This window comes from Shimia sagamensis (assembly GCF_900182745.1).
GTDB classification, from domain to species: Bacteria; Pseudomonadota; Alphaproteobacteria; order Rhodobacterales; family Rhodobacteraceae; genus Shimia; species Shimia sagamensis.
Genome location: NZ_FXTY01000002.1, coordinates 304,568 through 330,991 on the forward strand (window position 1 = coordinate 304,568; position 26,424 = coordinate 330,991).

Sequence of the window (26,424 nt, forward strand, 5' to 3'; positions counted from 1 at the left end):
TGCTCCCTAAAACTGAAAGTAGAGGAAAGGGCTGTTCGTGCGCGCCTGCAGAGCGACAAAACAGAGGATCGACAGCAAGGCGGATTGCAGCGCTGGTGACAGTGCCAGCCTGGGAAGCGCCAGACGCGGCCCGAGGGACATGGCGGCCCCTATCAGCAGAAAACACAGTTCCGTTGTGGTGGTGAGCGTGACCAACTCCGGTCGCATTGCGATGCCATGTGCGCCCACCATGCCGGCATACATTGCCTCGGCGTCGGCAAGCGTTTCTGCGCGGAACACAACCCAGCCAAGCATGACACACACCATGGTCAGCGGCCACGCAATGGCCTTTGGCCACACCGTTTCTCGGTGTTTCGCACCCAAGGCCCGCTCAATTGCCATAAGGCCGCCGTGCCAAATGCCCCAGATCACAAAGGTCCAATTGGCGCCGTGCCAAATCCCCCCTAGAACCATTGTCAAAAGCAGGTTGCGATAGGTTTTGATCTTGCCGCGTCTGTTGCCGCCCAATGGGACATAGAGGTAATCACGCAACCAACTGGACAGGCTGATGTGCCAGCGGCGCCAGAACTCGGTGATCGACCGGCTGACATAGGGCGCGTTGAAGTTTTCCGGGAAGTGGAACCCAATCATCAGTCCCAAGCCAATCGCCATGGCCGAATAGCCTGCAAAGTCAAACAGCAGTTGGATGGAGTACGCAGCAGCCCCAAGCCAAGCTTCGGCCATGGTTGGGGCAGACAAAGCGAACATCCTGTCGGCGAGCGGCGCGACGCTGTCTGCCACTAGCAGCTTCATCGCCAGCCCTTGTAGAAACCTGCGAAGGCCTTTGGAGAAAAGCGACAGAGAGTGGGTGCGGTGCTCAAACTGATGCGCGAGATCTTTGTAGCGCAATACCGGCCCCGCAATCAGCTGCGGGAACAGGGAAGAGAACGCGAGAAAGTCCGAGAGTTTCCTAGCGGCAGGCGCATCGCCGCGCGCCACATCAATCACATAGCTGATGGATTGAAACGCCAGGAACGACAGCCCGATTGGCAGGATGATCTCCGGCACAATCAGGGCATCCCCGCCAAGTGCCGTATTCAGGTTGCCGAGCAGAAAGGTTGTGTATTTGAACCAACAGAGGACGGCGAGGTTAAAGGTAACCCCAAGCCTGACCGCCCATGCCTTTGTTCTGGGGCTTTTGGTTTTTGATGCGACGTGGCCCGCAAGGTAGCTGCCACCAGCGATGGCGTAGAGCACGACAAGGGCATCGGCGCGCCACCAGGTATAAAACAACGTTGAGGCCAGCAGGATTAGCCAGTTCCTAAGAGTTCTTGGCAGAGCATAATAGGCCGCCAGAAAGCAAGGCAAGAAACCGAAGACGAAGATGGGGGTTGAGAACACCATTCCATCATCCCCCGATATTTGGACCGAACCGGTTCTCTATGAGGTCCGCTCCGTCGGGGCGCGCCACAAACGTGATGGTCTGTCCTCTTCGCAGTTGAACATCGAAACGCCCCAGAACGGCCCCTGAAGAGGTAACAACCGAAAGTGTGGCGGCGACAGGATTGACGGTCCTGCTACCAGCGCTGTTGATGTCAGTGGTGCCGATGACGTCGATGTTTTGATCTGATAGAACAAGCCGCGCGTGCTCATCGGTAAGGTTTAGCAGCGTCAAAAGTACTTTTGATCTGTCTCCTCGATCTGGCTCTCGAATGACATGGACATTGCCTTTAGCATCAACGGCTGCCGTGTAAAACGATCCTACGAGTCCACCATCGGTCAGAGCGGCAGAGACTGGATAAAAGACGTCACCGGGCTCTTCAGGCATTCGAATGCCCAGTACTCTCGGCGCGGTTTCTTCCTCAATCCATCGAACAAAGACCGCGTCCTCGGGGGGGGGGGCGTCATAGAGTTCATTGTCGGCCGCCCAGACAGAACTTGGCGGGATAGAAACCGCAAAAATTAGAAACGCGGCAATTCTTGATCGGTGCATCGGCATACTCCCTTTGGAAAAGGTGTATCGATACGTTGATACCTATCAGGACTAGCAAATGGTTAGTCGCCTGTGTCCAAAGGTTATCACGCTCCTCTTTGGGAACTGAGCTGGCAAAATCTTGGACGAGCTAGAACCGGCATATGGGCGTGCAGAAGCTTTTGTCTTTAAACGAGAGCAAACAGCGGCCAAGGGGCAGTCTAGATTTTCGCAAACGAGATTCTGGCAGTGCGGATGTTGAAGCAAAAAGCAGCGAAGGTCTGCTATACGCCTTCCGCACAGATCGATCATGTCCACTTTGAGCCGACACCAGCAGTTGACCACCTTGCTTCGCACGCAGTTTCGCTGCGGACACGCTACCGCGCTGCCGCATGGCGGTTTAGAGCTCAGAGCAGACATGGCCAGATTGCCAATCGTGCGACCGCAGAAAAATGGCCGCCACAAACAACCCGGACAACGCGCCGCGCTGCAGCTAGAAAAGCGGTCGTTCGTTGTGGCTGCAGCGAGTTTCAAAGTGTCTATGACCGAGTTGCGGGACAAAGTGAGCCTTCGCTGCGTGTGGGGCAACGGCAGCTTTCGATCAAACGCGGCTTGCTATGGGCTGCCCAAAACCGTCTATATTGCTTTGTCTGCAGGCATACCAGTTCTGCTTGTCGACTCGGTAAGCTGCTGCAAAGGCTAATTGATAGGTAGGTACTTTGACCAAACGCATTCGAAGAATACTCGCAATTTCACTGCTGATTTTGTTGCTCGTCTTCTTGATCGCGAGGTGCGTACCAGAGAAAGAATTAGACCTAGCAAGCAAGATAACACCGGTACAATGGATCAGTGAAGATGAGTTGCTTATACGATTGGACAACGAGTATTTTCTCTACGATCCGAACGGCAACCTAATTCCCTCAAAGTTTGACGCAGCAGGGGGAGGAATTGAAAATCCGTTAGGCATTCAAGTGGCCCCCAGAAGCTCCAATCAGATTTGTTCTGAGGAGGTGCATAGCGGTGAAATACACCTAAGAACGGACCAGTATGTCGAGATTAACGGAGACAAACACCGAGTTCGAAAGCCATGGTTGAGAGGACGCTTTGTTGGCTTTAATCAAGGATTTCCAAAGGGCGAATACCTTGATTTTTATACTTACTTGCACATGGGAAAAGTTGGATTGGTAACGTTTGCGAATGCCTCAGTGCAAAAAATCGAGCTACCACTCCAGAATGATGACAACTTATCATCGCCTGTTTTGAAGCGGGATAGTGTTACAGGTCAGTTTTTTGCCTTCCAAACGATGTGCCTTCGTGACGATCCTGATGGCACTTGCACCCGAACGGCGTGGTGGCTGGACGCTGATTTACAGGTGCTTTCTAGTTTCCTCCTGCCAAACGATGACCCGTTGTTCGTCAAGGAGAAGCTCGCTTGTTTTTCATGCGGGTGCGGGTGTTACACTCAGGAAGATGTCTATGTCGTGAACGGTGAAGCGTTTTTTCTATATTCAGGCTTTCCGCTGCCAACATCACAGCGTGGTTTGTACCGAGTTGCAGACGTTGGTGAGGGCAGAACAGAATGGGTTCACGAGATCAAAGGACGAATTGAGCCGCCGTTGGCTTTCTCTCCATCAGGGTGCAAAGTTGCGTATTTTCGTGTCTCACGATTTGGTGACAGCCTGCAGTTCAGAAATCTGTGCCAATGATCCAGCGCGGAAAGAACGCCGACATTCATACAATGCGCAGCATCAAGTAAAAAGGGCTCAAATGCGACTTTAGCTGCAATCGGCCTGAATGTTCGCTTCAGAGAACCGCAGAGTCTTTGCAAAGCCCACTTCCTGCGCTTAGCCGACCGTGGGAGCCTACACGCCATCACACTCTCCTCGACCACTTTTCCGTACTAAGTCAGCTTCAGCATTGCCTAAAGGGTGGGCACTGCCACCGCGCGATCGCCCAACAACAAATCGGTTTTTCTCGAGTGTTTCCAAGCAAAAACGCACGGGTTCGAATTGGCCTAATGTCCAAGAGTTGTATCTGGCACCGGGCTCACTTAAATCGTCTGTGCAATTTGAAACTGGAGATGAAATTCATGTCTGAGACCCTCGAGAAAGAAATGTTTTCCTTTCAGACCGAAGTTGGTCAACTTTTGGAAATTGTCGCTGGATCGCTCTATTCCAACCGCGAAGTTTTCCTACGTGAGCTGGTCTCCAATGCGTCAGACGCTTGCGACAAGCTACGCTATGCGGCGCTGACAGAAACCGGCCTGGCTTCGGCCGACGATTTGGCAGTCACACTTGAGATTGACAGCACCTCCAAGACTTTGTCGATCGCGGACAATGGTGTTGGCATGAACCATGCTGATCTCTTGGAAACCCTTGGCACGATTGCCAAGTCTGGCACAGGCGCATTTATCGAAGCGCTCAAGGCCGAGGAAAAGGATCGGCTTGGACTGATCGGTCAGTTTGGCGTTGGGTTCTATTCGGCCTTTATGGTGGCCTCGAAAGTGGATGTTGTGACCCGAAAAGCCGGTGAGGTCGAAGCCTGGCTCTGGTCCTCTGATGGCAAAGGCGCTTTCTCCATTGAACCCACAGTGAGAGAGACCAACGGCACCACCGTGACCCTTCACCTAAAAGCCGATGCCAAAGAGTTCGCTGAGGAAGCCCGGGTCAAACACATCATCAAGACTTACTCAGAGCACATCAGCTTTCCGATCAAACTTGGAGACGAGACGCTGAACGCGGCCGAGGCCCTCTGGGCCCGCCCTGCCAAAGATATCAGCGAAGAGCAATATGCCGATTTTTACCGTCATAGTTCACACGCATATGATGCGCCTTGGCATGTGATGCATAACAAGGTCGAAGGCTCACTTAATCACACCAGCCTGCTGTTTGTGCCCGGCACCCCACCTTTTGATCTTTTTGATGCAGAACGCAAAAGCCATGTGCAACTTTACGTGAACCGCGTCTTTATCTCTGAAACCACCACAGATTTGATCCCGGCCTATCTGCGCTTTTTGCGCGGGGCTGTGGACAGTCAAGACTTGTCGCTAAACGTTTCGCGGGAAATGCTGCAAACCAATCCGAAACTTGCGAAAATCAAGACGCAAGTGTCGAAAAAGGTCCTGAGCGAGCTGAAGAAAAAGGCGACCAAGGCAGCGGATGACTACGCGCAATTCTGGGGCAACTTTGGCGCGGTTTTGAAAGAGGGGCTCGTCGAAGATGCCTCTTTGCGGGATCGCATTCTGGAACTGTGCCGCTTTGATACAACTGGTGGCGACACGCTCACCAGCCTGTCGGATTATGTTGAGCGCATGAAAGATGGCCAGGAGGCGATCTATTACATTGCGGGCGAAGATAGGGCCCAATTGGCCAAGTCTCCCCATCTTGAGGGATTCAAAGCCAAAGATGTCGAGGTGCTACTACTGTCTGATCATGTTGATGAATTCTGGCTGCAGCACATCACAGAATTCGACGGCATGCCGTTCCAATCCATCACCCGTGGTACGGCGGATCTCGATCAAGTCAAGGCAGACGAGAAACAAGACAGTCAGGACAAACCGAAAGAGGCCGATCTGTCTGCGCTCATTGCGGTGATCAAGGTCGAGTTGGGTGATGCTGTGAAAGACGTGCGCCCATCCAAGCGTTTGACCGACAGCCCCGTTTGCCTCATCGCGGACGATGGCGATATGGACGTGAATCTCGAGCGATTGCTGAAACGCCACGGTCAGTTGCAGGACGGTGCGCCGCGTGTGTTGGAGCTAAACCCAACCCACGCGACCATTGCCACGCTGGCGGAGCGCGCAAAGCTGGAAGGTGCCAGCTCTGATGAACTCTTGAGTGATGCTGCCCACATCCTGTTCGATCAGGCACGGATAATCGAAGGCGAAACACCAAAGGATCCATCTGATTTTGCCCGTCGTTTAGGGGGACTTATGGCCCAAGCTTTTGGCGTTTGATTACAGTCATACAAAATAACAGCAGAGGCGTGACATCGCCTCTGCCTTCTCAATGCAGAACTATTCCGTTGGTGGCCGATAGTCGCGTAACAGGCCGCGAAGGCATGACCTTCTTCGGAAAACAACGGTGCCGCAATCGGCCCATTGCCGGCATTCATCAGGTGCGACTTGGCCGCAGTGCAGCTTCACCAAACCAGACATTCGGGCATTGAACAGCATTTTGGGAGGGTGAAGGTCAGCAATGCGGATCAAACCTGCCATCCGGAACGTGAATTGCGACAGCTGCTTTACGGGATGTGATGCTGTTTCGACTGTCGCGAACAGACGAGTCGCCAGAGGTTCCACTAACTCAGCACAAGTTCCGACTGCCCAATAGCATCGGTTAGCCGGTCCGCTGCGAAATCCACAAACGACCGCACTTTTGGGGCGACGATTTTGCTTTGCGGATACACAAGATGGATAGGCTCCGCAGGCGGCAAGTAATCGACCAGCACAGGCGCAAGCTGGCCGGAACGGATTTCGTCGGCGACCATGTATGACAAGGCCATTGTTATCCCCTCACCAGCGGTCGCGGCCGTCAGTGCCGTGGTTGCATCATTCACTTCAAACCGGGGATGCAATTGGACGTGCCCCCGTGATTTGCCGTGCTTGTAATGCCAGTCATGGATCGACATGATCCCGGTGAACCCGATGATCGAATGCAGCTTTAGTTCCGATGGATCATTCGGAGTACCGCGGCGATCCAGATATTCCGGGCTGGCGACAAAAAGACGACGTACAACGCCCAGACGTTTTGCCATGAGGTTGGAATCCGGCAATTCACCAATTCTTATCGCGACATCAATTCCTTCTTCGACAATGTTCGTCACGCGGTCGACCGCGACCAATGACACTGAAATCCGTGGATGCGAAGCGAGGAAAGATCGAATGACTGGCGCGGCGATCATTCGGCTGAAGGCCAACGACGCCGAAACAGTCAAATGACCCTGCGCCACGCCTTCTTCGCCGACCGCCAGTTTTTCGGCTGACTCGATCTCGGCAAGGAGCTGGCGGGCTGCGATCAAAAACCGCGCTCCAGCATCAGTAAGTGTCAATTGACGGGTGGATCGCGTCAGCAACTGAACGCCCAGCCTTTCTTCCAGTGCATTCATTGCCCGCGTTACAGCCGGTGGCGATATGCGAAGCCGGTTGGCGGCCTGCACAAAACTGCCGGTGTCATTGATGGCAGCAAAAACCTCCATTTGCTGGATGCGATCCATTTATTCCACTTTTTGCAATAATGAATTCACAATTATCACCATTCTTCCACCATTGGAAGGTCGTTATCTGTTGCTCACACGCCGCAGCAACGCTCACTGAAACGCGGCCCAAATCGAAGGATACAGAAATGAGAATGAACTCGATCAAGCCGACCCTTTTGTCTGGCCTCGTCGCATTGGCGCTTTCAGTGCCGCACGCAACAGCAACCTTCGCAGAGGAAACGGCTACGTCACCCGCTGCACTTAGTGCGATTGGCCAAGACGCGGTTCGCTACAACACTGTTAACATTGACGGGCAGGAAATCTTCTACCGCGAAGCCGGAAATGAAAATGCGCCTACTTTGCTGTTGTTGCACGGCTTCCCGACATCTTCACAACAGTATCGCAATCTCATTCCCGAACTGGCAAGCGACTATCACGTGATCGCACCGGACTATCCCGGATTTGGGCGCAGCGCGATGCCAGACCCCAGCGAATTTGAATACAGCTTTGCCAACTATGCATCTCTGATGGACGGGTTTACCGATACCTTGGAGCTGAGTTCCTACAGCCTTTACGTGATGGATTACGGCGCGCCCATAGGATACCGCCTGGCCCTGAAAGAACCACAGGCAATCGAGGCGCTGATCATTCAAAATGGCAACGCCTATGAAGAAGGCCTATTGGAGTTCTGGGATGTGTTTCGCACCTACTGGACTGACGCGACCGATGAAAATCGTGAGCCCTTACGCGGCTTCCTGAATGTCAGCGCAACCGAATGGCAGTACACCCATGGGGTGCCCGACACCCACCTAAGCCGTGTCAGCCCTGATGCGTGGATGCTGGATCAAACGTATCTTGATCGGCCCGGAAACCAGGAAATCCAACTGGACCTGTTTTATGATTACCGCACAAACGTCGATCTCTATCCGGATTTCCAGGAATTCTTCCGAGCCTATCAACCTCCCACGTTGATCGTTTGGGGCGAGAACGACCAAATCTTCCCAGCCGAAGGGGCGACACCGTACCTGCGTGATCTACCGAATGCGGAACTGCATCTGATTGACGCCGGTCACTTCATCCTTGAATCCCACGGCCCTGAGGTTGCGGCAACCATCCGGACATTCCTGTCCAAGAACAAGACCAACTAAGCCAATTCGGTGCAGGGGCCACCCTGCACCGTTTCGCCAGCCCAAATGATCCGCGCCCAACCAAAAGTGAGCGCAATCCTTGGTGGCTGTTTGTCCAGCCGGGAGTGTTTGATCTCGGCCTGCAACATCTGCAACTCAAAAAGGGTCCGCCAAATGGGACACAAATTCGCCGAGCTCGCCTTCACGGACGCCGTGAAAAGCATCCAGTCCGACCAAGGGTCCCGCAATTCATATGCGAGAATGGAAGTTGGTGACGACTACAACAACGTTCTAGGCCCAAACGAAGCCCAATTCATTGCCGCGCGCGACAGCTTTTACATGGCGACGGTCAGCGAAACGGGCTGGCCCTATGTTCAACATCGCGGTGGTCCGATTGGGTTTGTGAAAATTCTGGACGATAAGACACTGGGGTTTGCCGACTTTCGGGGTAACCGGCAATATGTAAGCGTGGGCAACCTAAGCCAGAACGACCGTGTGTCGCTGTTCTTTATGGACTACCCGAACAGAACCCGCCTCAAACTATTGGGCAGGGTTCATACACTGAGCCCATCTGATCAGCACATTCTGCAAAAACTGTCGCTGGAAGACCGCTATCAAGCGCGGACGGAGCGAGGATTACTGATATCTGTGGAGGCATTCGACTGGAACTGCCCGCAATACATCACACCCCGATTCACGAGTGCTGAAGCGGATTATGAAGTGTCACCCCTGCAAACCACAATATTGGAACTCAAAGCAAAACTGAGGGCAAAAAACGCACGAAACTGAGTACACAGGCCAATGCAGCATCGCGGACATTGGTGCATTCCGCAGCATCCGTCGCTTTGGGCTCAGAGCCGCCTTGCGGCGCTGCGGCAACATGTTTACAGCGAGATCGGGCCCAACATTGGTTGTCCGATGGCAGCAGCCAGCCCGAAGCGGACATGGTCATGGCCTACTTACCTAGAGAAAGCGGCCCTTCACCCCGGTTCCGATAAACCGACAAGATGCGGACAAAACGGACGTTCGCAGAATACGTCAACATTCAAAGGAATGGCCCCAAAAATGTCATTCAGGGTGGCCGCAGCGAATGATACATTTGAGGAATGCCAGTTGTTACTTTGATCCGTTTCTGTTTCTCGACCGTAGTTTAAAAACTGGGTGCATTCCAAAGAGGGAAGAAGAACAATGGTCAAAGTACATTTTTTGAAGTTTAGAAATGTTGTAACTTCTGCAGTTCTAATCGTGGCTTTCACTGCTCAATCCGCCTTGGCGTGCACCGGCATCGTTCTTAAGTCGGCAGACGGCACAACAGTGCCAGCGCGAACCATGGAGTTTGGTTTTGACATTCAGTCAAATATTTTTGCCGTCCCGGCCGGGGCATCCATTGAAACACTCGGTTTGAATCCTGATGAGACGGGTTTCTCGTACCAGGCAAAATACGGCTTTCTAGGTGCAAACGGATTGGACATGCCAATTGTGTTTGAAGGCGTTAACTCAGAAGGCTTATACTTTGGCGCATTTTACTTTGCTGGTGACGCGGTTTTCTCTGAACTGACCGATGAAAATCGCGACCGTGCCGTTTCATCCGAAGAAATGGGAAACTGGATTCTTGGTCAGTTCTCTACTGTCTCTGAAGTAAGGGCTGCACTTCCATCGATTGACGTCGTGGGCACCTACGTTGCTGAAATTGACGGATTTGCGCCGTTTCACTATGCAGTGACCGATTCAACAGGCACCTCGATTGTGATTGAGTACACCGAGAGTGGCCTGACCGTTTACGACAACACAGTCAATGCCGTCACAAACAACCCATCTTACGATTGGCACCTGACCAACCTTAGAAATTATGTCGGACTGCAAAGTGAAAATCGCGGGTCAATGAGGGTAGGCTCCGAGAGTATCGCGCCATTCGGACAAGGCAGCGGCCTATTGGGCTTGCCGGGTGACCATTCCTCTCCTGCTCGATTTGTCCGCGCTGTTGCCTTCGCAAACACCTCTCTTCCGTCTGATGATGTGGATGACGCCATATTTAAAGCGTTCCACATCTTGAACGTTTTTGACATTCCAAAGGGCTCTATTCGCGAGTCAGTTGGCGATGGCATCCACACTGACTACACGCTATGGACATCTGCAGCCGACACGACCAACGCGCGCTACTTTTACAAAACGTATTTGACCCAAAGCGTTGAGAGCATAGACGTTAAAAAAGTCGTGTCGTCGATAACAGAGCCTACAACGCTTATCATGGAAAGCGGTTTCGAGGTCCGCGACAGAACGGGGGAGTTCTAACATCGGTGGCCGCCAGCTTTTAAGGTGTCCCTATTGGTAGAACCGAAACGGCCAAGAGCGTCTGAGGTGGCGGCTATCGCCCAGTTTACAGCCGTTCGCCGCGAATTTCGCGAAAGTCTTGATTGGGCCGTCCGCGGAACTTTGCAAAGCCCACTCCCTGCGCAAAGCGGTCATTGGTGCCTAGCCCATCATACGGTGATACCGGCTCCTTTCAGACCTTCCTCCCCCGCCACATTCCCGCCGCACAAATTATCAGCACTGCCTGTGCCACATTCCTTTTCCCCGCAACTATACCGTGACTTGGCCGCCCAGCTCTCCTACTCCTAAAGCACACCAACAGGAGCCGTGTGCCATGGACCTTACCCATATCCTTACCTTCAACCTCGCACTGGCTGCCGCCATTGCCAGCCCCGGTCCGGCCTTTCTGATATCCGTAAAAACCACCCTCACCGGCGGGCGCCGCGCAGGTCTCGCTGTTGGCGCTGGCCTCGCACTTGTCGCCGCGCTCTGGACCTTGGCGGCTCTCTTGGGCCTCGAAGCCATCTTTGCCGCCTTCCCATGGGCCTACATCGCCATGAAAACCGTCGGCGCGCTCTACCTGCTCTACATTGCATACGGCATGTGGAAAGGCGCACGCGCGCCGCTGGCCCCCACCGATGTCAAACCCGCCCGCCACGCCTTCTGGCAAGGCGTCGCCATTCAAATCATGAACCCCAAGTCTGTGCTTTTTGCTGCCGCCGTGTTGGTGGTGATCTTCCCACCCGGCATGACATTGGCGCAAAAGGGCTTTGTCTTTGCCAACCACTTGGCCATTGAGCTGATCTTCTACAGCCTGCTGGCCTTTGGCATGAGCACGTCCACCGCCCGCAACGCCTACCTGCACGCCAAACTCTACCTCGACCGCATCGCCGCCCTGGTGCTCTCCGCGCTCGGTCTGCGCCTGTTGTTTGGCAAATAAGTCATCAAAAAAAGCGGCCCCGAAGGGCCGCCAAGTCATAGCGGGTGAGCCAGAGCAGGAGGCTCTACCCGCCAGCAATCATTTGTTTGAGCGTGTCAGCACTCAACAGCGTGCCCACAGAGACATTCTGTCCGCCCATCGCCGCCTTGGCGGACACCACAGACACCACCGCAGGGTTGCTGCCATTGGTCAGCGCCAGAACCGGGGCACCAGAGGCGCCAAAATTCACTTCACAGCTCATCACCAGCGTTTCCTGCTGACGGGCCAGCACGCGGCACGGGTATTCCAATATGGGATCGGTGCGGCTGTTGATGGTGTAGCTCAACACGCCGAGCATATCGCCGCTGGCCAAGTTGGCGCCGTAGCGCATCGGCAGCACGGAGTTCTTGGAAATTGGCTTGCTCAATTTGAGCAACGCAATGTCGCTGCCAACCTGGGCATTGCCTTTGTGACGGTGGATGTAATCCGGATGGGCCGTGGCCACAGAAACCTGACGTATCGCTTTGGCCTTGCCACCCTTCAGACCCGCTTGGAACTCCATCTGGCCAGGTTTCAGCTTTTTGCCGGTGCGTGGGTTATACAGGCAATGTGCGGCGGTCAGCACAAGAACCGGTGAGATCAACGCCCCGGTGCACATGGCTTTGCCCGACAACATCAAGCGCCCCACGGCAGCCTCTCCCGGCAGTTTCCCTCCAATGGTGGTTTCCCCATGCACAACGCCCGGAAGCAAAGCAGCAAGTGTGGCTAATATTCTAAAGGCGCGCATGGTTTCTCCTCAAATCCTAAAAATCACTTAAACAAGCATCTGAGGCGGCAATCGGACCAAATCAGCGCCATTTACGGTCGGTTTCTAGGGCTTGGGGTGTTCGACTTGCGGCCAAACAAAGGCAGGCCGACTAATCCAAGCGCTGACAATTTGCGTAAAAGTCGCTGTATATATAAGGAGCATCCGCGGCACCGTGGTCACAGGCGCTTTCCAAGCGAAAGGCTTTGAAAACAAGACTCTTGCGCCTGCCCCAATTTCGGCCCATTGCTGCGCTATACTGCGCGACATGAAAGACAGCCTGCACATGACCTCGGAAACCTTTGCCCCAACGGTTGAGAACCAACGCCGCTTTCGCGATGCGCTTGGCTGCTTTGCCACTGGCGTGACCGTTGTCACTGTTCCTACCGCGCAAGGCCCACTTGGCATGACTGCCAATTCTTTCTCCTCTGTGTCGCTTGACCCGCCATTGGTGCTTTGGTGCCCGGCCCGCAATTCGGAACGCCACCCGTTTTTCGCGGGTGCGTCTCATTTTGCCATCCACATGCTGCGCGACGACCAAAAAGATCTGGCGCTGGACTTTGCCCGCAACGGCGATCCCTTTGCCACTCTGGAGCACGCCACCAACAGCAATCACGTTCCGCTGCTGCCGGATTGCCTCGCCCGCTTTGAATGCCGCACCTACGCGGTACATGACGGCGGCGACCATGACATTGTTGTTGGCCAAATTGAGCGCCTCTGGATTGGCGAAGGCAAACCTTTGGTCTTTGCCCAATCCAACTTTGGCTGCTTTGACGCAAACGCCTAAGCCTCCACAATTTCAGACGCTTATACAGCCCCGCTCATGGTGACGCAGGGTTGCGCCTTCGACATGGCTTTTCCCATTATTTTTGTTGTGAATCAAAGTGAGCGCCCCATATTGGAGCCATAACGCGCAAACACATTATCCTTGACCGCACTGGAGCCTCCCTTGGATCAGTCCGCCCCACACGTGAACAGTTTTGACGCCATGCTGGCCGCCACCGCGCCGCTGGACCCGATCGCCACGGCCGTTGTGCACCCCTGTGACGCCGCCTCCCTTATTGGCGCGCTGGAAGCCCGCGACAAAACCCTGATCACCCCCATTCTGGTCGGGCCAGAGGACCGCATCAAAGCCATCGCAGCCGAGGAAGGCCTCAACATCGACGGTCTTGAAATCATCGATGCCAAGCACAGCCACGCCAGCGCCCAAGCCTCTGTACGCCTCGTGCGCGAGGGCAAAGCGCAGGCCCTGATGAAAGGCGCGCTGCACACCGACGAGGTCATGAGCGCCGTGGTCGACAAGGTCACTGGCCTGCGCACCGAGCGCCGTATGAGCCACGTTTTTGTGCTTGATGTGCCCACCTATCCTAAGCCGTTGCTGATCACCGACGCGGCGATTAACATCTTCCCGGATCTGATGGTCAAAGCGGACATTGTGCAAAACAGCATCGAACTGGCGCACGCCATTGGCGTAGACGAACCCAAGGTCGCCATCCTCTCCGCACTGGAAACCATCTACCCCAAGATCCCCTCCACCGTTGAAGCCGCCGCGCTCTGTAAAATGGCCGACCGAGGCCAGATCACCGGCGGTGTGTTGGACGGCCCGTTGGCCTTTGACAACGCCATCTCTCGCAAAGCCGCAGACGCCAAAGGTATCAAGTCTCCCGTCCCTGGCGAAGCTGACATCCTTGTCGCCCCAGACCTCGAGGCTGGCAACATGATTGCCAAACAATTGATGTATCTCGCCGGTGCAGACAGCGCCGGCCTAGTGCTGGGCGCCCGCGTGCCCATCATGCTGACCTCCCGCGCGGACGGCACACTCTCCCGACTGGTCTCCGCCGCTCTGGCGCAACTGATGGTGCATCACAACCTTGGTCAGGATCTGATGTGATGGCAGAGACACACGACGCGTTTCTGGTCCTGAACGCCGGATCTTCCTCAATCAAATACGCCGTTTATGGCGCTGATCTAAAACAGATATTGCATGGGCAGGTCGACCGCATCGGCCTGGATCCACAATACCATGGCGGCGCAAAACACATTGACGTGCCGGTGGCAGACAACGCCACCCACGCCAAAATTCTTGACTGGCTTCTGACCCATATCGCAGGCCTCTCTGACAACCTGCGCATCATTGGCGCAGGGCACCGTGTCGTGCACGGCGGCCAAGACTTTGCCGCCCCTGCGCGGGTCACCGACGAGGTCATCGCCAAACTGCGCACCCTCGCCCCACTGGCCCCCGGTCACCAGCCGCACAATCTCGCCGGCATCGAGGCTGTCGCCCGTCGCTGGCCTGACATCCCACAGGTCGCCTGCTTTGACACCGCCTTCCACCGCACCCAGCCGCGTATTGCGCAGCTCTTCGCCATCCCGCGCAGCTTCTCGGACGACGGTGTGCTGCGCTATGGCTTCCACGGGCTGAGCTACCACTACATCTCCACCCAACTGCCGCACCACTTGGACAAACCCAATGGCAAGGTGATTGTCGCTCACCTCGGCAATGGCGCCTCGATGTGTGCGATGCAAAACATGAAGTCTGTCGCCACCACCATGGGCTACACTGCGCTCGACGGTCTGGTCATGGGCCGCCGTTGTGGCGAGCTTGACCCCGGTGTGATCTTTCACATGCTGCGGGATCGCGGCATGTCCGTGGCCGAGATCGAAGACACACTGGGCACCAAATCCGGCCTCATGGGGGTCTCTGACATCAGCTCCGACATGCGCGACCTTTTGGCGTCTGACAGCCCTGCGGCGGCAGAGGCTGTGGACCTGTTTGTCTACCAAGCCTGCAAGAAAATTGGGGCCTTAGCAGCCTCCATGGGCGGCGTTGGCTCTATTGTGTTCACTGGCGGCATCGGCGAAAACTCCGCCGCCATCCGCGCGCGTATCTTACAAGGCTGTGCTTGGCTTGGCGCGGACATCGACGACACCGCCAACACCGCTGGCAAATCGCGTATCACCACGGCTGACAGCCGCCTGTCTGCCTTTGTCATTCCCACCGACGAAGAAGGCATCATCGCGGGCGAAACCCAACGCCTGGTCGCGGGTTAGTTCAACGCCCGTCGCGCCAGCGGCGGGCACGCGTCCGCCCGCCCCATGGCGGGCGCGTTCCGCACCCACCCGGGCGAACGCTCAACGCCAGATTGGACCGCCCGGAAACTCCCCTAATGACATCCCCGCCAATCCGCCCTAGCCTGCCCCCATGGATTTATTTGAACGTTTTGTCACCCTCTGGGTTGTGATCGACCCGATTGGCACCATTCCCGTCTTTATCGCTGTCACCGCAGCCATGACCGCACCGGAACGCCGCAAAACGGCGCTCATGGCCGCCGCTGTCTCCGCCGGTGTACTGCTTTTCTTCTTGGTCTTTGGCCAACTGCTGATCGACGGCCTTGGCATCAGCCTGCTGTCCTTCCAAATTGCAGGCGGCGTTGTGTTGTTCCTCTTTGCGCTCACCATGATCTTTGGTGAAAGCAAACCGGAAAGCGACAAACACGCCGCGGATGCAGATGCCGATCTGGACGAAAAACCCTCGCCCGCCGTCTTCCCCCTTGCGGTGCCGTCTTTGGCCAGCCCCGGCGCGATGCTGGCGATTGTTCTTTTGACCGACAACAACACCGTCGCCATCCCCGATCAGCTCCTCACCGGCGCCGTCATGCTGGTGGTCTTGCTGTGTGCCTATCTCTGCATGCTGGCTGCGGGCCCAATCATCCGCCTGATTGGCAACTCCGGCGCCGCGATTGTCAGCCGCGTCATGGGCATGATCCTCGCCTCCGTCGCCGCCGACCTCGTAATCGGCGCCGTGCTTGAGATTGGCAAAACCGGCTTGGTCTAACAAAATCGGCCAGCGCCTCTCCGGACGCTGGCCGATTAACTTTTTGCGGTACAGAATACGCACCTCCCCAAAACAGCCGCGAAACAGACGTCATACCGACGTGCAAATCGTCGATAATCCCATCAGTTAACGCACCGCCCTATAGGTCGATTTCGATTACCCCACCGGCTTCTTTTGCCCGGCTCTGACAAAGGATCACGGCACCCTCGCGCTGCTTGTTGGAGAGCACAAAGTCGCGGTGCTCCACCTCGCCAGACACCAGCCCACATTTGCAGACACCGCAGATCCCGTCGGCACATTTCACGTCCACATGTACACCGTTCTCCAGCAGTACGTCGGTCGCAATTTTGTCCGCCGGAACAAGCAGTTCACGCCCATCTTTAAGCCGCAAAGTGAAGTCGAAATTCTCATAGTCCGGCTGTTCCGGAACATTGAAATACTCCAAATGCCGCGCCTCTTCGGGGAAGCCCTGACGTGTGGCGGCATCCATCACCCCCTCCATGAACCGATCCGGCCCACAGGTGTAGACATGCCAACCATCCTGATAGCCGCTCAGCACCTGATCTAGGTCCGCCCGCGTTCCCTTATCAGAGAAGTGGAACTGCACCTTGTCCGCCCAGGGCATCGCTTTGATATCATTGATATATCCTGCGCCATCTTCGCGGCTCGCGGAGTAATGTAACGTAAAATCACGCCCCATGTCATGCAGGCGATGGGCAAAGGCAATCATCGGCGTAATGCCAATGCCGCCGCCCATCAGGAAGCTCTTGCTCGCGTCCTCAACCAGCTCGAAGTGGTTGATTGGTTTGGACACAAACACCTTACGCCCTTCGCGGAAAATCCTGTGCAGGAACGCACTTCCGCCGCGACCTTCGTCTTCACGCAACACACCGATCTGGTACTTTGACCGATCTTTAGGATCGCCTGACATGCTGTACTGGCGCAAAAACTCTGGCGCGACCAACACATCCAAATGCCCCCCAGCTGTCCATTCCGGCAACGGCGTGCCATCCAAAGTCTGGAATTCGTATTTGGTCACATCCGCCGTCATCGGCTCCACATGCGAAATCTGCACCTGCACCACCGGCGCATCCTCTGCATCCGGCACCACATAACGGTCAATGACGCTGTCATCACCAGAGGCCACACGTGCCTTGTACTCATTTGCAGAAACCATTGATTCATATGCCTGAATCCCTGCTTCTCGGTCCATCGGAAACGGGTATGGCCACGGATGTGGGGCCAGCGCCGCTGGATAGACTGCCAGCGTTTGGTCCTCATATTTCAGGTCCAAATCTTTCTGCAAATCCCGACGGTTGAGCGGATGTTGCGTTGGCCGATACGCCCCGTCCTCTTCCAGCTCAATATCCCACCACCACTTCTTGGTGTCGTTCAAGCTGCCATTGCCAACAGCGTCATCCAACTTGGCCAAGGGTTTGGCAAGGCTCGGGAAATTACTTGCGGCCCAACGGAATGGGGCTTCGGCAAACAGCCCCTCAAGGTTCCAAGGACAGGTTTTCATACATCGCCCACACATCGACCCGCCCGGTGTGGTGATCCGGTAGGTCGCACATTTTTGACTGTCCGACTTCCAAATCTCATACCCGTTGAACATCAGCTTCGGACCAGCCGTAATGGCCCCAGAAGGACATTCTCGGGCACATTTGTTGCAGTTCTCACAGAAATTTTGCAGCCCAAAATCAATTGGTTGGTCGTGATCCATTGGCATATCTGTGGTGACAGCCCCGGATTTCAGACGTGGCCCCAGATACGGGTTCAGGATCACTTCCCCAATCCGGCTCACCTCACCCAAGCCAGAGAGCAACAACAGCGGCGGTTGAAGCACCTCACCGTCCATCACTGTGTGCGCCTTCGCCTTAAAGCCAAGGTTGCGAATGTGCTGCGCAATCACGCCGCCCAAAAGCGAAAACCGCAGATACGCCCGCATGGATTGCGCAACGCTGATCCAGTCATCCCCGCTGGCACCCTCCATGGTTTCATACCCCTGATCAACAATCATGCTGATAGCATTGTCATGGATTGGGTTGATTGGCGTACCGGTGGCATCGTGGCTGTACCACGCCCATTCCGGACAACGGCTCAAACCGACCGCATCGACACCCAAGAAGTAGGTCGCTGCCTTTAGGTTTGCCGCGTTACGCCCTGAATCTGTTGACTTTTCAACCTCAGAACTTGCGCCATCTTGAAGCAGAACAAAAGCGCCGAGGGCCCGCCGTTGCGCCATGCTTGGCGCCGCTTTGCGCACGTAGTAGCCACCCTTCGCGGCGTCTTGCAGCGACTTACCCATGTCACCAAACTGCGCCCGCGCAAACAGGTCCGCCCGCTTGGGCACACGTGCCACATTGGCCTCATCGATGTAAGTTGTCGGTGCCTTAACCCGTTTCAAACGCTCAAACGGCTGCGCGCCTTTCACGTAGTCGCGATTGCGGAACGGGTCTTGGGTCATCGCGGATTTGGCAAAGCCTTTTCCCAACCACCAAGCCGGCCCCTGTGTTTTGAACCACGGCTGTTCCGCCATCGGTGCCAACGCGCCGTCATGTGCCAGTTCCATATCGGTGGTGATCACCGCCAACCCGTACCGTGTGCCCAACCAGGGCGCCACAAGCGTGCCGTCTTCACAGCTCACCAAACCCGCAGACAGCGCCACTTTGCCCAAATCCACATCAGACGACGTCGCCGTATGGGCCTTAGCCCCAAAGCCCAACAGCCTGATATAATTGGCAATAACCACGGCACTTTCCGTCGCCCGCAAACAGGCTCGATGATCCTGCGCGTCCAAAATCCAATCACTGCCCGGTTCACCCCGCTCCGGATCACGATTATGTTCAATCAAAAACACCAGCGCATGTTTGTGATCTTCAATCGAGCTTGGCGGCATCTCCATGCTGTCTTTCAAATCCGCCATGATCAGGTCGATGCCTGCCGCTAGGGATTTGATCTGTCGCGTCCGCAACGCCTCCGCCAATCGGTCGATGTCCGGATTGCGCCGTGGCACATCCAGCCGCGCCTCATCCGTCAGCGGCCCCGCACCAACCATCGAGACATCGTTGAAATATCCAAATGATTTCAAATGGTTTGCCCGCTCCACAGGATCTGACGGCACCTCGGATTGCACGCCGTTCACCATGCCATCGCGCAGCGCATCCATCATCGCCTGAAACTCACCCATGGCATTCACAATGCTCTCGGGTTTCTCAGGACGGTGAAAGCTCATCACAGGGTCATCCGGCACATTGCGCCAGGCAGCAGTGTCCTGCCGCTTTAGTCGTTCCAATGGGTACGGGCCCAGATGCACCGGCCGCGCCTTGTCGGAAAAAAACTTGATCCCCATGGTATCCCTTCTTGCCTGTCCACACGCCATCCCCGGCGCATTGGTTCTTAACAGGTTCAGTACGTCAGCTTTTTGTAACCATCAACGCCAGTTCGACAGGCGAAAGCCCCTCAATTGTTCCGCAAATTGCATCGCCTTCCACAACCGGACCCACGCCCGAAGGTGTGCCCGTCATCACAATGTCCCCTGGACCCAGATGATAGAATTTCGACAAATGCATCACAATCTCAACCGGCGACCAAACCATCTCAGAGAGCTGCCCTTCCTGCCGCACCTCTCCGTTTACTTTCAAAGCAATAGCTTGATCTGCCAATGCGCCGAATTCCGTCGCACGGGTCATCTCCGCCAAAACGGCAGACCCTTCCACGTCTTTGCCCAACGACCAAGGTCGCCGATGATCTTTGCCATCCTGCTGCCGGTCGCGCCGCGTCATATCAAGTGCACAGCCATAGGCAAAAATTGCCGCCGCGGCCTCCGCTTCACTGGCTTCAAACACCTCCGCGCCAATGGCAAAGGCCAATTCCATTTCGTGATGATAGTTTGACGTGCCCGCCGGATAGGGCAGTTCCGCACCGCTCAACGCCGCATGCGCCACCGACTTGGTGAAATACCACGGTGCCTCGCGGTCCACCTCACCGCCCATCTCGGCGGCATGCGCCGCATAATTCCGCCCAACACAAAAAATGCGCCGAATGGGATAGGTCGCGGCCTCCCCTTTGACAGGAACTGCAAAAAACTCTGGTGGGTCAAACAAGTAGCGCATGGTCCTTCCTCCCCAAGCCCCTCGATACACCAAGGAACATGGACATTTTAGCGCTGTCACGCGTCAGAGGAAAGGCAGCTCACCCAGATATCAGGCAAACAGGAAATTGCGCGGATCAGCCACCTGCGCCAGCGACAACTCGCCTTGCAACAACATTCCCCCGTGGTCCCCGACATAAATCACAATGCCTTGCTCCACTTCTGAGATGGTCAGGTCGTCGATCGACGAAATGTCATCGTAGTCCAGTGAAATCACATCTTTGCCAGGCTCAAAATCGGTGATGATGTCGCCATCCATCATGTCTTCAAGCTCAAACGCAAAGGTGTCCGCTCCATTGTACCCGGTCATGATATCGCGTCCGTTGCCGCCTTTCAGCGTGTCATCCCCTTGGCCACCGTTCATGCTGTCGTTGTCATCACCGCCGCGCAGCACGTCATTCCCCTCATTGCCCAAAAGGGTGTCCGCGCCTTGGTTGCCGGAAATGCTGTCATTGCCTTCACCCGCTTTCAGACTGTCATCTCCCGAATGACCGTAAAGCGCGTCATCGCCTTCGTCACCGTAGAGGTAGTCGTCCTGCTTGCCGCCTTCGATACGGTCATTGCCCTCACCGCCACGCACGGTGTCGAAGCCGCCGTTGGCGATGATATTGTCATTGCCCGCTAGGCCTTCCACAGAGTCATTGCCACCCTCGGTGACAATCTCATCATTGCCGGATGTCCCCTCAACCACGCGCCCCTCTTCCGCGGGCGGAGGCGGCGTGTCCCCAAATTCGAAGACCAGTTGCACCATCTCGTACGGGTTAAGCGACAGTGTCATGTCCGCATCATCCACCTCGACATCCGTCACAGTGGCCCGCACATCATACTCGTTGAAGTAATACGGCTCGCCATCAATGATGGTGCTCTCTGCCTGAACATACTCACCGTTGTCGCGATACACCCCATCAGAGCTGTCCGCTGACCGGTCATAGCCAACCTTTACACCGTAGGCATTCTCATATCCGGACACCAAGGTCGACAGGTCCAAGTCCAGGTCCACCGCTTCACCCGTCCGCGAAGCCACCTGCACAACAACCTTGCCATCTTCTTGATACGCTTGAATTTCCATACGGCCGTCATCATTGGAAAAGTTGGTCTCCAACAGCTGCATTCCGACAAGTTCCGAGGACATCACATCATAGGTCGCCCCCCGAACCGAGTTCACAACCCAACCGTCTTCATTGAGGATCGGCATATCAGAGCGTGTCCCCGCGAGCATCGATGTGGTGTTGTGCACCACAGGCCATCCGTGTGCCGCATCGGCGCCCCAGCTGACCATATACTCCATCATCTCCGGCAGGATACCAGCAGAGCGAATGCCGTTCTGTTCAAGATTGGTGGTGCGGATGTTCCATTCCGTCACATGCAAATCGAGCTCTTTGTCAAAATTGGCTTCCCAAATGGCATAGTCATTGGGAATAAAGCCCTGCTCGTCGCCCGCGCCGGTAAACTCGTCATAGTCGCGGCGATAGTAATAGTGTTCCACCACACCGTCGATCGCCTCTCGCGCCTCTTCAGACAAGTGATCAATGATATGCTGATTGGCATCATCGCGGCGTTCGCCAAACGGGCGATCATCCACTGACGAATGATATTCGCTGCCCTCATTTGGCGTTGCCATCTGCACAATGATACTTGGCTGATCGTCTTCAGACACGCCAGCCCGTTCCATACCTTCCGCCAAAGCCCGCGCAGCAATATCAGCTTTGGAGCCATAGCTGGTCTCGCCAATGGCCCAATACTCATTGCCAATCTCAATTGCTTCGATCTGATCGGCGTAATCTGTGACCATGATCTCGGCAAAGCGGGCAATGTCGTCGTATTTGTCCTCATACTCTTCAACCGTGTACAGCTTTGTTGCGATCACCATGGTGACCTTCACGTCGCTGCCATTGTCATGCGCCGCTATCGCCGCGTCCAAGGCATTGCGCACCTCTTCGCGCAGCACCATTTCGCCGTCTTCGTTTTCTTCCAGATCAATCACATTGAGCCAGTCAACACCCTCGTTCTCTCCATCCAGAGAGTCGCCCTGCCCAGCCGGGAAGCGGAAGTTCTGGATTTCCAGCGCCCGCGCGCCTTCAACATAGTTCTCTAGTGGCACCCCCATATCGGTGTTCACACTAAAGACCGTGTTGGCGCCAAACATTTCCTGCGACACAACCATGCCGGTGCCAGACGAACTTTGTAGTGTCATGGACATCTGCGTCGCATCATTGCCGCTGGTTGGCGCTGCTGTGGTTGTCGGAGACGGATCGAAATTTCCAATCCACAGAGTGTGGTCACTGATCAAATTGGCGTCAATCCCGTGCATCACCGCCATCACACGGCCATCATACTCAAGGACCGCGTCGGTACCGTCTTCGTCCTGATAAATCACTAGATTATCGGCCACATCCTCCGCGCTCAAAGGCGTTCCATCTGCCCCCAGCAATGTCAGGAATTCAACTTCCTGGTTTTCCGTTGAGAACTCGTAGCCATAAATCTCCACTGGTGCCATTCCATCTTCGGTGGGCACATAGATGTCATATGTGTCGCGGCCTTCCTGCCCGCCAATGAGGTCTCCGGCGTCCGCTGTGAAGTGATCATTGCCTGTGCCACCCAGCGCAATATCTTGCCCCTCAGCACCCGCTACACTGTCTACGGTGTTGATCACATCGTTGCCTTCACCGCCATCCAGTGTGTCCGCGCCAAGGCCACCAATCAGCGTGTCATTCCCCAGTCCACCGTTCATGTCATCGTTGCGGACAACGTCCCCCGCGTCCCCGGTCAACAGATCGTTGCCATCCAAACGCCCGGTCAACTCAGGAGAAAAGTTGCCCAACCAATTGGAGTCAGATCGGAAATCCTGCGCCTCATAGCCTTCGATGATCGCCACCAGCTGATCATCGTAGAAGACATTTACGCCAGTGCCATCTTCGGTGTCTTCTAGGTGTCCGCCATTCTCCAAAATATCATAGCTTGGGATCAGATCACCGTTTTCGTCCAGCAGCGAAAGCAAATCTGTCGCCAGTTCTGAACCAGGCGGGTGAAACAGATCAAAATCGGTGATCGTGACTGGCGCTCCCCCCACAACAACGCCAAACCGGTTTACGCCTTCGCCCCCGGTCAGAACATCGCCGTCATCTCCGACAAGTCGATCGTTGCCGATACCACCCAGCAAAGTGTCCGGCGCGGTCTCTTCGGACAAATCGTCCAGCCCAACCAACAGGTCATCCCCTTGGTCGCCGCGCAGGTAATCTGCCCCACTGCCACCAACCAGAACATCATCCCCAGGAGAGCCTATCAGCGTGTCGTCACCAGCGTTACCAAATAGGAAATCATTCCCTTTTCCGCCTTTGACAAGATCGTTGCCGTCATTGCCGCTGATCACATCAACACCATACCGGCCCAAGACCACATCATCTCCGGCATCGCCATCCATCAGGTCGTTGCCATTAGAGCCGTCCAAACGGTCGTTTCCGCCAGCGCCGGACATTGTGTCATCGCGCTCGGTACCTACAAGGGTATCGTCACTCTCCGTGCCGGAAATCTCTTCGCCGGGATTGGCGACAATTGGCTCATCGTCCGGCGTATCCCCGCCCCAACCCAAGTCATCCAAGATATCCTCAATCGCACGAACAATATCCCCGGTTGTGTCATCATCCCCAGTTGTGCCATCCGTGCCATCCCCTCCGGTCACGGTGTCATCGCGGGTATCCGGGGTGCCGTCTCCTGTATCGTCATCAGAAGGCGTGGATGGGTCCACGACGCCAGCGGTAAGTCCGGCCAGCAAAGGCAATAGAACGCTCAAAAACAACATAGACTGCCCCCACAGGATTTGCTGGAAACTTAAAAGATAATTGAAATAGTGCCAGTGCGTGTAGCCTACCGCCAAAATCGTGTAAGCGTTAAGAAAAAATAAACACGAACTGTTTCGAAATTAGGAACAATGGCAACATTGAAGCTAATCCTTCCTGCACCGCCGGCCGCACACAGGGAACAGCTCTCGTACTCAAAGGTCAAATTTTCCTCTTTCGTGTGTCGGAATTTCGTCTGATTCCAAAACGAGGTAGAGCATTTTCGCGCATAATCGAACATTTCGAACATCTACAGAATCGCAAAGTTGACGGTAATTTCCCGTCAAAATGCGCCCTTACGCAAAGTTAAAGGTTGATTTTTTATGTTATATTTCAACTACTAAAACCCAAGAACAACCGAAGAATGTTCAATCTACTAAATTATTAGTTGACTGAAAAAAGCGCATTTGACACCTTTAGACATCCGGTCTGCTAGGCTGGTCTACAAACAATTGGGAGGACAAGATGCGTAAGTATCTTATCTCCGCCGTCGCGGCGTCTGCCGTGATTGCGGGTACACAATCGCTACATGCCGACGACGCGGCAGCCAAGCGCTGGATCGATGCAGAATTCCAGCCGTCTTCGCTGTCCAAAGATGAGCAGATGGGCGAAATGCAGTGGTTCATTTCTGCTGCACAGCCTTTTGCGGGCATGGAAATCAACGTGCTGTCGGAAGGCATTCCGACTCACGGCTACGAGGCCGAAGTTCTGACCAAGGCCTTTGAGGAAATCACTGGCATCAAGGTCAACCACCAGATCCTCGGCGAAGGCGAAGTGGTGCAGGCTGTGCAAACACAGATGCAGACCAAGCGGAACCTCTATGACGGCTACGTCAATGACTCCGATCTGATCGGCACCCACTCGCGTCTGCAACTGGCGTATAACCTGACCGATATGATGGAAGGCGAATGGGCGGGCACAACGTCCCCAACCCTCGATCTGGCTGACTTCATGGGCACCCAGTTCACCACCGGTCCGGATGGCGATCTGTATCAGCTACCAGATCAGCAGTTTGCCAACCTCTACTGGTTCCGCAAAGACTGGTTTGACCGCGCAGACCTGCAAGAGTCTTTCAAAGCCAAATACGGCTATGACCTCGGCGTGCCTGTGAACTGGTCCGCATACGAAGACATCGCTGAGTTCTTCTCCAAAGACGTGAAGACCATCGACGGCGTCGACATCTACGGTCACATGGACTACGGCAAGCGCGCCCCTGACCTTGGCTGGCGCATGACCGACGCATGGCTCTCCATGGCGGGCGCAGGCTCCAAGGGTGAGCCAAACGGTGTACCCATCGACGAATGGGGCATCCGCATGGAGGAAGGCTCCTGTAATCCAGCTGGTGCCTCTGTCACCCGCGGTGGTGCCGCCAACGGTCCAGCAGCGGTCTACGCGATCCGCAAATGGGACGAATGGCTGCGCAACTACGCCCCTCCCGGCGCGGCGTCTTATGACTTCTATCAGTCTCTGCCCGCTCTGGCACAAGGCAACGTGGCCCAGCAAATCTTCTGGTACACTGCCTTTACCGCCGACATGGTGAAACCTCAGTCTGAAGGCAACAACACCGTAGACGGCGACGGCAACCCACTGTGGCGTATGGCGCCAAGCCCGCACGGTCCATATTGGGAAGAAGGCCAAAAGGTCGGCTATCAAGACGTTGGCTCCTGGACTTTCCTGAAGTCCACCCCGTCTGAGCGCGCACAGGCTGCGTGGCTCTATGCCCAGTTCGTGACCTCCAAAACTGTTGACGTGAAAAAGTCCCACGTGGGTCTGACCTTCGCGCGCGACAGCTCTGTGAACCACGACAGCTTCACCGAACGCGCCCCCAAACTGGGTGGTCTGGTCGAGTTCTACCGCTCACCTGATCGTGTGGCTTGGTCCCCAACCGGCGTGAACGTACCGGACTATCCAAAGCTGGCGCAAATCTGGTGGCAGCAAATTGGGGACGTGAACTCCGGCGCCTTTACACCGCAGGAAGCGATGAACCGTCTGGCCGAAGAAATGGACATCACCATGGCCCGTATGCAACGCGCAGACGAAGCTCAGAATGTCTACGGTGGCTGCGGCCCACGTCTGAACGAAGAGAAAGACGCGGAGTGGTGGTTTGCCAACGGTGGCGCAAAGCCCAAGCTGGACAACGAAAAACCACAGGGTGAGACCGTCAACTACGACGACCTCGTTGCCCGCTGGAACAAGAACTAAGCGTTCCTCCAGACCATTCACTCCCCGTGAAATTGGTCGAACAGGCCGGGGCTTTCCTACAAAGCCCCGGCCATCCTGCCCACTTCCCTC

The 26,424-nt window shown here is 55.4% G+C and carries 19 protein-coding genes; 12 read left to right on the forward strand and 7 right to left on the reverse strand.

Annotated elements, in window-relative coordinates:
- Positions 1-6: 6 nt before the first annotated feature.
- Together QOL67_RS05945 and QOL67_RS05950 are read right to left on the reverse strand one after the other, a co-directional pair.
- Positions 7-1,383 carry an MBOAT family O-acyltransferase gene (locus QOL67_RS05945; protein ID WP_283425051.1) on the reverse strand — a complete coding sequence of 459 codons (1,377 nt, stop codon included), beginning with the start codon at positions 1,381-1,383 and terminating at the stop codon, positions 7-9.
- Positions 1,384-1,387: 4 nt separating this feature from the next.
- Positions 1,388-1,972: an alginate O-acetyltransferase AlgF gene (locus tag QOL67_RS05950; protein WP_283425052.1), complete on the reverse strand. Its 585-nt coding sequence runs from the start codon at positions 1,970-1,972 to the stop codon at positions 1,388-1,390.
- Between the two features lie 397 nt (positions 1,973-2,369).
- Here QOL67_RS05950 and QOL67_RS05955 point away from each other — a divergent pair, with 397 nt between their 5' ends.
- From QOL67_RS05955 to htpG, 3 genes are all read left to right on the forward strand, one after another.
- On the forward strand, positions 2,370-2,654 hold the full coding sequence (locus QOL67_RS05955; RefSeq protein WP_283425053.1) for a hypothetical protein: 285 nt from the start codon (positions 2,370-2,372) through the stop codon (positions 2,652-2,654).
- A gap of 16 nt (positions 2,655-2,670) precedes the next feature.
- Complete coding sequence (locus tag QOL67_RS05960; protein WP_283425054.1) at positions 2,671-3,657, forward strand: hypothetical protein; 987 nt, start codon at positions 2,671-2,673, stop codon at positions 3,655-3,657.
- A 383-nt stretch (positions 3,658-4,040) separates the two neighbouring features.
- The gene (gene htpG, locus QOL67_RS05965; RefSeq protein ID WP_283425055.1) at positions 4,041-5,906 is read left to right on the forward strand and encodes a molecular chaperone HtpG; all 1,866 of its coding nucleotides are present in this window, start codon (positions 4,041-4,043) and stop codon (positions 5,904-5,906) included.
- A 344-nt stretch (positions 5,907-6,250) separates the two neighbouring features.
- On the opposite strand, the gene QOL67_RS05970 is transcribed toward htpG, so the two are convergent.
- Positions 6,251-7,165, reverse strand: coding sequence for a LysR family transcriptional regulator (locus QOL67_RS05970; RefSeq protein ID WP_283425056.1), 915 nt, complete (start codon positions 7,163-7,165; stop codon positions 6,251-6,253).
- A 128-nt stretch (positions 7,166-7,293) separates the two neighbouring features.
- Here QOL67_RS05970 and QOL67_RS05975 point away from each other — a divergent pair, with 128 nt between their 5' ends.
- The 4 genes from QOL67_RS05975 (at position 7,294) to QOL67_RS05990 (ending at position 11,524) form a co-directional block, all read left to right on the forward strand.
- Complete coding sequence (locus tag QOL67_RS05975; RefSeq protein WP_283425057.1) at positions 7,294-8,295, forward strand: alpha/beta fold hydrolase; 1,002 nt, start codon at positions 7,294-7,296, stop codon at positions 8,293-8,295.
- 153 nt (positions 8,296-8,448) lie between these two features.
- Positions 8,449-9,063 (forward strand): pyridoxamine 5'-phosphate oxidase family protein, encoded by a 615-nt coding sequence (locus tag QOL67_RS05980; RefSeq protein ID WP_283425058.1) that lies wholly within the window; start codon positions 8,449-8,451, stop codon positions 9,061-9,063.
- A gap of 399 nt (positions 9,064-9,462) precedes the next feature.
- Positions 9,463-10,566: a linear amide C-N hydrolase gene (locus tag QOL67_RS05985; protein ID WP_283425059.1), complete on the forward strand. Its 1,104-nt coding sequence runs from the start codon at positions 9,463-9,465 to the stop codon at positions 10,564-10,566.
- Positions 10,567-10,918: 352 nt separating this feature from the next.
- Complete coding sequence (locus QOL67_RS05990; RefSeq protein WP_283425060.1) at positions 10,919-11,524, forward strand: LysE family translocator; 606 nt, start codon at positions 10,919-10,921, stop codon at positions 11,522-11,524.
- A gap of 64 nt (positions 11,525-11,588) precedes the next feature.
- On the opposite strand, the gene QOL67_RS05995 is transcribed toward QOL67_RS05990, so the two are convergent.
- On the reverse strand, positions 11,589-12,290 hold the full coding sequence (locus QOL67_RS05995; RefSeq protein ID WP_283425061.1) for a trypsin-like serine peptidase: 702 nt from the start codon (positions 12,288-12,290) through the stop codon (positions 11,589-11,591).
- A 304-nt stretch (positions 12,291-12,594) separates the two neighbouring features.
- Here QOL67_RS05995 and QOL67_RS06000 point away from each other — a divergent pair, with 304 nt between their 5' ends.
- The 4 genes from QOL67_RS06000 (at position 12,595) to QOL67_RS06015 (ending at position 16,143) form a co-directional block, all read left to right on the forward strand.
- Positions 12,595-13,095: a flavin reductase family protein gene (locus QOL67_RS06000; RefSeq protein ID WP_283425062.1), complete on the forward strand. Its 501-nt coding sequence runs from the start codon at positions 12,595-12,597 to the stop codon at positions 13,093-13,095.
- Positions 13,096-13,257: 162 nt separating this feature from the next.
- On the forward strand, positions 13,258-14,199 hold the full coding sequence (locus tag QOL67_RS06005) for a bifunctional enoyl-CoA hydratase/phosphate acetyltransferase (protein WP_283425063.1): 942 nt from the start codon (positions 13,258-13,260) through the stop codon (positions 14,197-14,199).
- Entirely contained in the window at positions 14,199-15,359 is a 1,161-nt protein-coding gene (locus QOL67_RS06010) for an acetate/propionate family kinase (protein ID WP_283425064.1), read from the forward strand. Before QOL67_RS06005 ends, QOL67_RS06010 begins: the two co-directional genes overlap by 1 nt.
- 151 nt (positions 15,360-15,510) lie before the next feature.
- A complete protein-coding gene (locus QOL67_RS06015) occupies positions 15,511-16,143 on the forward strand; it encodes a MarC family protein (RefSeq protein ID WP_283425065.1) in 633 nt (210 codons plus the stop codon).
- Positions 16,144-16,282: 139 nt separating this feature from the next.
- Here the strand turns inward: QOL67_RS06015 and QOL67_RS06020 are convergent, their stop codons facing one another.
- The 3 genes from QOL67_RS06020 to QOL67_RS06030 all read right to left on the reverse strand — a co-directional run bounded on the left by QOL67_RS06020 (position 16,283) and on the right by QOL67_RS06030 (position 24,095).
- The gene (locus QOL67_RS06020; protein WP_283425066.1) at positions 16,283-19,495 is read right to left on the reverse strand and encodes a 2Fe-2S iron-sulfur cluster-binding protein; all 3,213 of its coding nucleotides are present in this window, start codon (positions 19,493-19,495) and stop codon (positions 16,283-16,285) included.
- Between the two features lie 64 nt (positions 19,496-19,559).
- Positions 19,560-20,258, reverse strand: a complete 699-nt coding sequence (locus QOL67_RS06025; RefSeq protein WP_283425067.1) for a fumarylacetoacetate hydrolase family protein — start codon at positions 20,256-20,258, stop codon at positions 19,560-19,562.
- A gap of 90 nt (positions 20,259-20,348) precedes the next feature.
- The gene (locus QOL67_RS06030) at positions 20,349-24,095 is read right to left on the reverse strand and encodes a calcium-binding protein (protein WP_283425068.1); all 3,747 of its coding nucleotides are present in this window, start codon (positions 24,093-24,095) and stop codon (positions 20,349-20,351) included.
- A gap of 502 nt (positions 24,096-24,597) precedes the next feature.
- Between QOL67_RS06030 and QOL67_RS06035 the strand changes: the two genes are divergently transcribed.
- Complete coding sequence (locus tag QOL67_RS06035; RefSeq protein WP_283425069.1) at positions 24,598-26,334, forward strand: ABC transporter substrate-binding protein; 1,737 nt, start codon at positions 24,598-24,600, stop codon at positions 26,332-26,334.
- Positions 26,335-26,424: the final 90 nt, after the last annotated feature.

Bases quoted from the DNA above. Each gene is read 5' to 3' on its own strand.
- QOL67_RS05945 (WP_283425051.1), bottom strand. From the start codon at position 1,383: ATGGTGTTCTCAACCCCCATCTTCGTCTTCGGTTTCTTGCCTTGCTTT.
- QOL67_RS05950 (WP_283425052.1), bottom strand. From the start codon at position 1,972: ATGCACCGATCAAGAATTGCCGCGTTTCTAATTTTTGCGGTTTCTATC.
- QOL67_RS05955 (WP_283425053.1), top strand. From the start codon at position 2,370: ATGGCCAGATTGCCAATCGTGCGACCGCAGAAAAATGGCCGCCACAAA.
- htpG (WP_283425055.1), top strand. From the start codon at position 4,041: ATGTCTGAGACCCTCGAGAAAGAAATGTTTTCCTTTCAGACCGAAGTT.
- QOL67_RS05970 (WP_283425056.1), bottom strand. From the start codon at position 7,165: ATGGATCGCATCCAGCAAATGGAGGTTTTTGCTGCCATCAATGACACC.
- QOL67_RS05975 (WP_283425057.1), top strand. From the start codon at position 7,294: ATGAGAATGAACTCGATCAAGCCGACCCTTTTGTCTGGCCTCGTCGCA.
- QOL67_RS05980 (WP_283425058.1), top strand. From the start codon at position 8,449: ATGGGACACAAATTCGCCGAGCTCGCCTTCACGGACGCCGTGAAAAGC.
- QOL67_RS05985 (WP_283425059.1), top strand. From the start codon at position 9,463: ATGGTCAAAGTACATTTTTTGAAGTTTAGAAATGTTGTAACTTCTGCA.
- QOL67_RS05990 (WP_283425060.1), top strand. From the start codon at position 10,919: ATGGACCTTACCCATATCCTTACCTTCAACCTCGCACTGGCTGCCGCC.
- QOL67_RS05995 (WP_283425061.1), bottom strand. From the start codon at position 12,290: ATGCGCGCCTTTAGAATATTAGCCACACTTGCTGCTTTGCTTCCGGGC.
- QOL67_RS06000 (WP_283425062.1), top strand. From the start codon at position 12,595: ATGACCTCGGAAACCTTTGCCCCAACGGTTGAGAACCAACGCCGCTTT.
- QOL67_RS06010 (WP_283425064.1), top strand. From the start codon at position 14,199: ATGGCAGAGACACACGACGCGTTTCTGGTCCTGAACGCCGGATCTTCC.
- QOL67_RS06015 (WP_283425065.1), top strand. From the start codon at position 15,511: ATGGATTTATTTGAACGTTTTGTCACCCTCTGGGTTGTGATCGACCCG.
- QOL67_RS06020 (WP_283425066.1), bottom strand. From the start codon at position 19,495: ATGGGGATCAAGTTTTTTTCCGACAAGGCGCGGCCGGTGCATCTGGGC.
- QOL67_RS06025 (WP_283425067.1), bottom strand. From the start codon at position 20,258: ATGCGCTACTTGTTTGACCCACCAGAGTTTTTTGCAGTTCCTGTCAAA.
- QOL67_RS06030 (WP_283425068.1), bottom strand. From the start codon at position 24,095: ATGTTGTTTTTGAGCGTTCTATTGCCTTTGCTGGCCGGACTTACCGCT.
- QOL67_RS06035 (WP_283425069.1), top strand. From the start codon at position 24,598: ATGCGTAAGTATCTTATCTCCGCCGTCGCGGCGTCTGCCGTGATTGCG.